Origin of the sequence: Halothiobacillus sp. (assembly GCF_027346185.1) — a bacterium.
Classification (GTDB): domain Bacteria; phylum Pseudomonadota; class Gammaproteobacteria; order Halothiobacillales; family Halothiobacillaceae; genus Halothiobacillus.
Genome location: NZ_DAIESY010000011.1, coordinates 20,259 through 28,583 on the forward strand (window position 1 = coordinate 20,259; position 8,325 = coordinate 28,583).

The 8,325-nt window shown below is 59.1% G+C and carries 4 protein-coding genes; all 4 read right to left on the bottom strand.

The window, feature by feature from the left end; genetic code table 11:
* Positions 1–29: 29 nt before the first annotated feature.
* The 4 genes from M7R55_RS01180 to rsmD all read right to left on the bottom strand — a co-directional run bounded on the left by M7R55_RS01180 (position 30) and on the right by rsmD (position 7,973).
* On the bottom strand, positions 30–2,063 hold the full coding sequence (locus tag M7R55_RS01180; RefSeq protein WP_298217747.1) for a UvrD-helicase domain-containing protein: 2,034 nt from the start codon (positions 2,061–2,063) through the stop codon (positions 30–32).
* On the bottom strand, positions 2,060–2,986 hold the full coding sequence (locus M7R55_RS01185) for a DMT family transporter (protein WP_298217749.1): 927 nt from the start codon (positions 2,984–2,986) through the stop codon (positions 2,060–2,062). Before M7R55_RS01185 ends, M7R55_RS01180 begins: the two co-directional genes overlap by 4 nt.
* Positions 2,987–3,016: 30 nt before the next feature.
* Positions 3,017–6,970 carry a phosphoribosylformylglycinamidine synthase gene (purL, locus tag M7R55_RS01190; protein WP_298217751.1) on the bottom strand — a complete coding sequence of 1,318 codons (3,954 nt, stop codon included), beginning with the start codon at positions 6,968–6,970 and terminating at the stop codon, positions 3,017–3,019.
* Between the two features lie 364 nt (positions 6,971–7,334).
* Positions 7,335–7,973 (bottom strand): 16S rRNA (guanine(966)-N(2))-methyltransferase RsmD, encoded by a 639-nt coding sequence (rsmD, locus tag M7R55_RS01195; RefSeq protein WP_298217753.1) that lies wholly within the window; start codon positions 7,971–7,973, stop codon positions 7,335–7,337.
* Between the last annotated feature and the right edge of the window lie 352 nt (positions 7,974–8,325).

An 8,325-nucleotide genomic window follows, 5' to 3' on the forward strand; every position in this document is an offset into this window, starting at 1 on the left:
ATCCAGCGCATCATCCGCCCTGCTGGGCTTTACTTCCCCAACATCGCCCGAATACTGGCCAGATGTTCTCGCCCCTGGGCTTGGCTGACTTCCTTGGGTTGTTCGATGCCCTCTCCCTGCCATTGCAGCAGGTCGGCAGGGATGTCATCTAAAAAACGGCTGGGTTCGGTGTCTTTCCATTCGCCATAGCGGCGGCGGCGTTTGGTGAGGGTGAAGGTGAGCGAGAGCCGGGCGCGGGTGATGCCAACAAAGCACAGGCGGCGCTCCTCGCTTAAGCGTTCCTCATCTTCGATGCAGTCACGGTGCGGCAGGATGTCTTCTTCCATCCCCGCCATGAACACGTGGCCGAATTCCAGCCCTTTGGCGGCGTGTAGCGTGAGCAGAGCGACGGCATTGCTGTCTTTTTCGCGGGTTTGCTGATCGAGAATGCCGAGCAGGGTCATGCGCTGGGCGAGCGCGGGTAAATCCATGATTTCGTTATTTTCAGCGCTATCGGTACTAATTTTGGCGAGCCAATCGAGCCATTCCTCGACGTTTTGCCAGCGGCGGTCGGCGGCCTTGGGGGTGCTTTCCTGCTCGCGCAGGTAGGCAGGGTAATCGATGGCGTCGAACACCTGCCGGATCACGTCGATGGCATCACGATCGCGTTGGGCGCGTATTCCTTCGAGCCAGTCGCAGAAGCGGTTCAGCCGATCCGCCGCGCGGGTATCGAGCACACTTTGAATTCCGATGGAACGCGCCGCGGCAAACAGTGAGCTGCGTCGCTCGCGGGCGTAGCCGCCCAGCTTTTCGATGGTGGTCGGGCCGATTTCGCGCCGGGGCGTGTTGACCACGCGCAGGAAGGCCGCGTCGTCGTCCGGGTTGACGAGCAATTTCAGGTAGCTCATCGCGTCCTTGATTTCCGCCCGCTCGAAAAACGATTGCCCGCCGGTGAGGCTGTAGGGGATATTGAGTTTACGCAGCGCCTGCTCGATCAACCGCGCCTGATGATTGCCGCGAAACAGCACGGCAAAGTCGCGGTACTCGGTTTGCGCGCGAAAATGTCGATGCAGGATTTCGGTGGCGATGCGCTCGGCTTCATCTTCCGCCGTGGCCGCAACGATGACGCGGTGCGGTTCGCCGGGGCCGATGTCGCTCCAGAGCTGCTTGGATGCGGTGGTGGTATCCAGCGCGATCAGGTGGTTGGCGGCCTTGAGCACGCTGTTGACCGAGCGGTAATTCTGTTCGAGCTTGATGCGGTGCAGATTCGGGAAATCGTCCGCCAGCCGGTTGAGGTTTTCCGGCTTCGCGCCGCGCCAGGCGTAGATGGACTGGTGATCGTCGCCCACCGCCGTGAGCGCGCCGATCTTGCCAACCAACAGCCGCACGAGCTCGTATTGCGTGGTGTTGGTGTCCTGATACTCATCCACCAGCAGGTAGCGCACCCGCGCCTGCCAGCGCTCGCGCACCGCGGCATCGCTTTGCAGCAGCGCGACCGGGCGACCGATCAGGTCATCGAAATCCAGCGCATTGCAGGCAGTGAGTTGGCGCTGATATTGATCGAATAGCCCGGCCAGTGCGCGGGTTTCTTCATCCATGGCTTGTTCAACGCAGGTTTGCGGACTGCGCAGATCGTTTTTCCATTGCGAAATTTGCCACTGGGCGGCTTTCGGGTCGATCACGTCCTTGTATTCGCTGTGCCCGATCAAGGATTTGAACAGGGCGAGGCTGTCATCCGAATCGAACAAGGTGAACCCCGCGCGCAAACCGAGCGCCGCGTATTCCCGGCGGATGAAATTCAGCCCCAATGTATGAAAGGTCGAGATATTGAGCCCGCGACGCCGCTCGGGCGGCAATCGCTCCGTCGTACGCGCTACCATTTCCTTGGCTGCCTTGTTGGTGAACGTGACCGCATACACATGGCGGGCGGGAATGCCCTGTTTTTCGATCAGATACACGATTTTTTCGGTAATCACCCGTGTTTTGCCAGAACCGGCACCAGCCAGCACCAGCAGCGGGCTGCCAAGGTGCGTTACTGCCGCGGATTGTTGCGGGTTCAAACCCAGATGTACCGCTTGGTTCACGCGTATTTTTCCTGCTGGCTGGTGGCTTCAAGCAAGGCGGCGGCCAAAATCAGCGCCCCACCCAGCCAGACCAAGAGCGACGGATGTTCGTGTCCGATCCAGATGGCGGTCAGGCTGCCGACCAGCAATTCGAGCGTCATGAGAATGGATGAGCGCCCTGCCGGTAAACGTTCAACCGCGTATTGCGTGCAGAGCATGCCAGCCAGCAGCAAGGTCGAGCCATACAACAGGCTATGGACAACCCCGCCCTGGGTAATGGCCACGACGGGCTCGGGGAAGAACACCAGGGCGCCCAGGGAGAACAGCACGACACCGATCTGCATGATCGACAGCTTGACCAGCATCGGCTCACCCTGCATATGGCGAAACAGCACATTTGCGCCGGCGAGGGTCAAACCTGCAATCAGCGCGGCGCAATCGGGCAATGAAAAACCGAACAAGGTGAAGAACGGCTCCTGTGCGGGCGGTGCACTGGTTTGGATATCCGGCCCCAGAATCGCCACCGCGCCACCGAGTGCCAGTATGACGGCAACGATGCGCGTGGGCGTGAGCGGTTCGTGCAGGAAGATCCGCCCCATGATCACACCCCAGGCGGGAATGAGGAAGAACAGCAACATGGCGCGCACCACATCACCGAAGATCATGGCAATGGTGAAGCCGGTTCCGGAAATACCGCTGAGTAGCGCCAACGCAAACAAACCATACCAGGCCATGGGCGCTTCACCCGACCCCCAGCGCTTACGCACATGCGGTAACACCCAGGGCAAGAGCAGCAGGAACTGAATCCCATAGGCCAGCGCGGCCAGCAAAAGCGGGCCGATACCCATTCCGTCGATCGCCTTGAGCCAGATCCAGGTCGTGCCCCATAGGGTCGAACCCGTCATCAGCACCAATACTGGTGGCGGATTAAATTTCAAGGACATGACGGTTACACCCCGCCTGATCGCACGGAGTCAACCCACCCAGCGACGGGCATTACGGAACAGACGCAACCAAGGACCTTCCTCGGCACGGTGATCGTCGAATGCGCCCTGCGACCAGGAGTTCGGCGCCCAGGAGAACTGACTGCGACGCCAGACGCGCTCGGGGTGCGGCATCAGGATATTGAAGCGACCATCTTCCGTGCAAAAGCCGGTTTGCCCCCACAATGATCCGTTGGGGTTGGCGGGATAGGTTTCCGTCGCGATGCCATTGCCATCGACATACCGCAGGGTGTTGTAGGCTTCTTCGGCATCGAGCGGATTGCGGTAGCGCACCTGACCTTCACCATGGGCCACCGTGATCGGCAGCAGGGAGCCTTCCATGCCGTCGAACAAAATCGAAGGTGATGGCAGGATTTCGACCAGAGCCAGTCGGGCCTCGAACTGCTCGGACACATTACGCTCGAAGCGCGGCCAGTTTTGTGCACCGGGGATGATGTCGTGCAGTTGCGAGAGCATCTGGCAACCGTTGCACACGCCCAGCGCGAAGGTATCTTCCCGATTGAAGTAGGCGCTGAAGGCATCGAATGCACGCGCGTTGTAACGAATGGCGTGGGCCCAACCGGAACCGGCGCCGAGTACGTCGCCATACGAGAAGCCGCCGCAAGCAGCCAAGCCATGCATATCGGCCAGAGAAACCCGGCCTGCCAGCAAATCGCTCATGTGGACATCGACAGCGGTAAACCCGGCCCGGTCGAACGCGGCGGCCATCTCGACTTCGCCATTGACGCCCTGCTCGCGCAGGATCGCCACTTTGGGGCGCTTGCCGCTGGCGATCATCTGCGCGGCGACGTTCTCGCGCACATCGAATGTGGTTTTGGCCGCACTGAGACCCGCATCGGATTCATCCAGCAAACAGTCGTACTCGCTTTGCGCGCAGTCCGGATTATCGCGCAGGCTGGCCATGAGGTAGCTGGTTTTCGACCAGGTGCGATGCAAATCACTGCGTTTGGCCGAAAAGACTAACTTGCCGCGCCAGCGGATATGCACGTCGTCGCCCTGCCCGGTCTTATCGTGCCCCGTTTTATCGTGGACGGGCTTACCCAGATCGTGCAGCACATCGGCGAGGCCAGCTTCGGCAAATTGATCTCGCACGAAATCCAGATCGATAGAGCGAACCTGAATTACCGCACCGACTTCTTCATTGAATAAGGCGGCCACCGGATCGCTACCCAATGAGCCGCAATCGATGTCCAGGCCGCAATGACCGGCAAATGCCATTTCCAGTAGCGTGGTGAGCAAACCGCCATCGCTGCGGTCGTGATAGGCGGCCAACAAACCGAGCCCGCTCAGAGACTGAATGGTATCGAACAGAGCCTTGAGCGGCTTGGCGACAATATCCGGCGGGATTTGCCCCGTTTGGCCGTACACCTGCGCCAGTGCGGAACCGCCCAGCCGATTCTTGCCGAAGCCCAGATCGATCAGCAACAGATGAGTGTCGTCGATCGGCTGAATCTGCGGCGTCAAAACCGCGTGAATATCGCTGACTGGCGCAAAGCCGGTCACGACCAACGACACGGGCGATACGACCTCTTTGGCTTCGCCATTTTCCGCCCAGCGGGTCTTCATCGACAGCGAATCCTTGCCGACCGGAATGGCGATATCCAGTGCCGGGCAGAATTCCATGCCCACGGTACGCACGGTGGCATACAGGGCGGCATCTTCACCCGGATGGCCGCAGGCCGCCATCCAGTTGGCGGACAACTTGATGTCGGCCGTGGATTTGATCGGTGCGGCGGCGATATTGGTCAGCACTTCGGCAATCGCCATGCGTGCCGAGGCCGGGGCATCGAGCACGGCGATCGGAGCGCGCTCGCCCATCGCCATCGCTTCACCGGTTTCGTGGTAGAAATCGGTCGCCGTGACGGCGCAGTCGGCGACGGGTACCTGCCACGGGCCGACCATCTGATCGCGCACCACCAGACCACCCACACTGCGGTCGCCGATGGTGATCAAAAAGCGCTTGTCGGCCACGGTCGGCAAGCTCAACACACGATTGATCGCCTCATCGAGACGAATGTCGTCGGTCTTGAACTCGGCGAAATGCGGGTGCAACGATAGGGCCGTACGGTGCATTTTCGGCGGATGGCCGAACAGGGTGTGCATCGGCAGGTCGATGGGCTCGTTATTAAAATGCGCATCGCGCACGGTGAGGTGTTGTTCGCTGGTGGCCGTACCGATCACGGCGAACGGGGCGCGTTCGCGTTCGCACAGTTCGGTGAATAGCGGCAGGCTCGCGGGGCGGATCGCCAACACGTAGCGTTCCTGGGATTCGTTACACCAGATGGCGAGCGGCGACATGCCCGGCTCGTCGTTCGGAATGGCACGTAGATTGAATTCCCCACCTAGACCCGCATCGTGGACCAGTTCAGGGAAGGCATTGGACAAGCCGCCTGCACCGACATCATGCAGCGAAACCAACGGGTTACGGTCACCTAGGGCAATGCAACGATCGATCACTTCCTGCGCCCGACGCTGCATTTCCGGATTGGCGCGCTGCACCGAGGCGAAATCCAGTTCAGCCGAACCACTGCCGCTGGTTTGCGATGAAGCCGCCCCGCCACCCAGGCCGATCTGCATGGCAGGGCCGCCCAGCACAATTAACAAATCACCATCGGCAATGGGTTGCTTTTCCACCAGACCCGGACGAATTGCACCGAGGCCACCGGCAATCATGATCGGCTTGTGATAACCGCGAACGACTGAATGCGAACCGTCCGTCAGGGTGGGTTGCAATTCAAAGCTGCGGAAATACCCCGCCAGCGCCGGACGACCGAATTCATTGTTGAACGCCGCCGCGCCGATGGGGCCTTCGAGCATGATATCGAGCGCGGTCACGATGCGATCGGGCTTGCCTGCAGGCGTCATGGCTTCCCACGGCTGCTCGAAACCCGGAATTCGCAGATTGGAAACGGAAAACCCGCTCAAACCCGCCTTGGGCTTGCCGCCCCGCCCTGTCGCGCCTTCATCACGAATTTCCCCGCCCGAACCGGTGGCGGCACCGGGATCGGGGGAAATGGCGGTGGGGTGGTTATGGGTTTCTACCTTGGCCAGAAAGTGGATCGGCTCGTCGGTCTGGCCGTATTCGCCGCTGTCGACATCCACGGCAAAGCGCGTGCCCGGCCAACCGGCAATCACCGCCGCGTTGTCCTTGTACGCGCTCAGTGTACCGTTCGGGTTGTGCCGATGCGTATTGCGAATCATGGCGAACAGGGACAGATCGTGTTCCTCGCCATCGATCGTCCAGTCGGCATTGAAAATCTTGTGGCGGCAATGCTCGGAGTTCGCCTGCGCGAACATCATCAGCTCGATATCGGTCGGGTTGCGGCCCAGTTCCCGGTAGGCTGCGACGAGAAAGGTGATTTCTTCGGCGGAGAGCGCCAGACCAAGGGTTTGATTTGCTTCATGCAAGGCCGATTCGCCATGCTGCAACAAAGCAATTTCCGTCAACGGCGCGGGTAGCTGATGGGCGAACAACGCTTCGGCATCGCCCCAATGGTCAAACACCGTTTCTGTCATTCGGTCATGCAGCAGGGCAGTCACGGCTTCGCGACTGGAATGATCCAACGCATCGAGTCCGACCAACGCGTACTCGATGCCCCGCTCGACCCTCGATACGGCATCGATGCCGCAAATCTGCAGAATCTCGGTCGCCTTGCTCGACCAAGGCGAGCGCGTGCCTGCTCTCGGCGCGACTGTCACGCTGACGACGTCGTCCGGCCAACTTTCCAGCGCGGTACCGTAATTGAACAGATCATGCAGAACATGCGTTTGCGCATCGGATAATTTCGCGCCCGGTTTTACTTCCGCGAAATGAACAAATCGCGCAATAATCCGGGTAACTGAAGGCGCAACAGCTTGAATCGAAGCCAGTTTTTTTGCCAGACGAAAATCACAAACGGCTGCGTTGCCAAAGAAAATCTGCATGTTGGATATGCTCTTAGTGCATGGAATCAGGGGACAAAATTGACGACGAAACACAGCGTCACGCCAACTTGAGTGCGGCGATTGTACCACCGGGAGACGATGATTCTCCATGAAATGGCCTATGAAAGCGCATCACGGCAAAAGCCAGAAAATCAAACGGTAAAACCCTGACATGGCTTGTATTTTGCTTCAGGTAAACCATAGATAGTTTCATACATGGGCACCTCGAAAAACCGTCACGGGCTGACGCCAGCTCAATGCGAAGCAGGCGTAAGCCCGCGTTAGCATGTTCGAGTGCAAGGAAGCACGGGCTTACGCCGGCTGATCGTCGTCGCCCCTTGGGCGACGCCTGATCACATCAAACCTATGCCTCTTTTGGTAGCGGCCTTTGCCGCCGCCACAGCGCAAACGCACTCTCTCCGGCTCGACCTTCGCGCAACCTGATCCAACCCATGGGTTGAATGCTCGCCTCCTGGGCACTCTGCTCGATATACATGTATGCGTCATCCGCCATCCAATCGGCCTGCTGCAAGCGTTCAACCGCTTCCGTCAACAAATCAGGACGAGCAAATGGTGGATCAAGAAATACCAGATCGATCCGCTCCCCCGGCACGAATTGAGTCGGCGCCTGACGCAGCCAACCCAAGGCATCCTGCGACCAAACCCGTGCCCGCTCATCCGCTACCGACATTGATTTCAAACTGTGGCGAATCTCGGCGGCAACGCGGGCCGATTGCTCTATCAATCCCACCCACTGTGCACCGCGCGAAATAGATTCAATACCGAGAATGCCGCTACCGGCGAACAAATCCAGCACCCGCCAACCATTCAAATTTTGCCCAAGCCAGTTGAACAGTGTTTCTCTCACCCGGTCGGGCGTGGGGCGCAGGCTCGGCATGGCAGGAAAATGCAAACGCCGTGAGCGCATTTCCCCGCCCGTCACCCGCACGACCTGTTTGCCACGGACGACCTGGCCGGATAAGGCACGAGGCGAAGATTTCACGAATGTGTCGCCGAATCCATCCCCTGATTCTTCACCATGCGAAATTCGCGATTTCCTTGATTTGGCACTCAAAATTCACCCCGGAGATTTCACGACTCAAAGCCGCGCCTGAATTCTTGACGATAAGCGATTGAAGAACAGCGTAAATGTGAAACCCTGCTCATCATCGGCATCAGCTCATTGATGGCATGACGCCCATGTTAATATGATCCATAGACGGTGTAGTGTGCTGCCCGTATGGATTATCTCATTCACGAAGGCCTTTAAAATGTTTGGATTTCTCCGTCGGAAGAAAAAACAGGTGCCCGGCGATGCTGCGATCGAATCACCGGTTGATTCTTCAGTCGACGCC

What these genes read in the sequence shown, in the direction of transcription:
- M7R55_RS01185 (WP_298217749.1), bottom strand. Translation starts at nt 2,986, where the DNA reads ATGTCCTTGAAATTTAATCCGCCACCAGTATTGGTGCTGATGACGGGT.
- purL (WP_298217751.1), bottom strand. Translation starts at nt 6,970, where the DNA reads ATGCAGATTTTCTTTGGCAACGCAGCCGTTTGTGATTTTCGTCTGGCA.